The organism is Flavobacterium sp. Root901 (assembly GCF_001429765.1).
Classification (GTDB): Bacteria; Bacteroidota; Bacteroidia; order Flavobacteriales; family Flavobacteriaceae; genus Flavobacterium.
This window is the reverse complement of record NZ_LMJB01000004.1, coordinates 1-1,283: the sequence shown is the minus strand read 5'-3', so window position 1 is coordinate 1,283 and position 1,283 is coordinate 1. Positions and strand designations below refer to the sequence as shown.

General features: G+C 43.8%; 1 pseudogene. It reads left to right on the top strand.

Annotated elements, in window-relative coordinates:
- Positions 1-303: 303 nt before the first annotated feature.
- A pseudogene (locus tag ASE21_RS03710) lies at positions 304-1,283 on the top strand (putative Ig domain-containing protein); the annotation flags it as partial.

The window sequence follows — 1,283 nt, the reverse complement described above, 5'->3', positions numbered from 1 at the left end:
ACAGTTGCAGCCAATACTGCAGCAGGAACTTACGATATAGAATACAGAATCTGTGAAGTGACCAACCCGACAAACTGTGATGCAGTGATCTCAAAAGTTGTGGTAACAGGCGGTGTATTAGTTGCCAATGCTGATACTATCGGATCTGTTACATCTGGAAACACGGCTCAGACTTTACCGGTTAATGTATTTGATAACGATACCAAAAACGGAACAGCACTGGTTCCATCAGATGTAAATCTGACAGTTTCAGTACCAGACCCATCAGGATATTTAGTTTTAAACCCAGACGGAAGTTTAACNAAAAACGGAACAGCACTGGTTCCATCAGATGTAAATCTGACAGTTTCAGTACCAGACCCATCAGGATATTTAGTTTTAAACCCAGACGGAAGTTTAACATTAGGCGCTAATGCTCCGGCAGGCACTTACACGTTGACTTACACAATCTGTGAGAAACTAAACCCATCCAACTGCAGTTCAAACACAGTAAATGTAACTGCAGGAGCACCAATAATTGACGCAGTAACAGAAACTACGGCAGTAATAAACGGCAATACGGGCGGCACAACAGCAGCCTTAACGTCTAATGATACCTTAAACGGAAATCCTGTTGTGATTGGTACTTTGGCAGGACAGGTTACATTAACAGCAATCAGCGTTCCATCAGGTTTAACACTTAACGCAGACGGAACAGTGACGGTTACGGCAAATACTGCAGCAGGAACTTATGATGTAGAATACAGAATCTGTGAGGTAACCAACCCATCAAACTGTGATGCAGTGATTTCAAAAGTAACTGTAGGAGCACCTGTAATCGATGCAGTAACAGAAACTACGGCAGCAGTAAACGGCAACACAGGCGGTACAACAGCAGCCTTAACGACAAATGATACGCTGAACGGAAACCCAGTTGTAATCGGAACAGCCCAAGGAAACGTAACCCTTACAGCAATCAGCGTTCCAGCAGGTTTAACTCTTAACGCAGACGGAACAGTGACAGTTGCAGCAAACACTGCAGCAGGAACTTATGATGTAGAATACAGAATCTGCGAGGTGACCAACCCATCAAACTGTGATGCAGTGATTTCAAAAGTAACTGTAGGAGCACCTGTAATTGATGCAGTAACAGAAACTACAGCAGCAATAAACGGCAATACGGGCGGTACAACAGCGGCCTTGACAGCAAATGATACCTTAAATGGTAACCCGGTTGTAATTGGTACTTCGGCAGGACAGGTTACATTAACAGCAATCAGCGTTCCAGCAGGTTTAACACTTAA